At 65.3% G+C, this 219-nt stretch carries 1 pseudogene; it reads left to right on the forward strand.

Annotation, left to right across the window (positions count from 1 at the left end):
- A pseudogene (locus MN186_RS00015) lies at positions 1 to 219 on the forward strand (hypothetical protein); the annotation flags it as partial.

Below are 219 nucleotides of genomic sequence, written 5' to 3' on the forward strand. Positions count from 1 at the left end.
GCCCCCGGCACACCCGGCCTTTACGAACTGCGATACGTGTTGGAGACCGGCCGCCGCACCCTTGCGCGGGCATCCATCGAAGTGGTGGAAAGCGAAGTCAGCGTGACCGCCCCCGCCGAGGTCGTCACCGGTGCGGACTTTGACTTCACTTGGGCTGGCACGATCAACGGGCGTGACTTCCTGACCATCGTTCCGGCAGGGGCCGATGACAATGCGGTC

Origin of the sequence: Aliiroseovarius sediminis, from assembly GCF_022678485.1 — a bacterium.
Lineage (GTDB): Bacteria > Pseudomonadota > Alphaproteobacteria > Rhodobacterales > Rhodobacteraceae > Aliiroseovarius > Aliiroseovarius sediminis.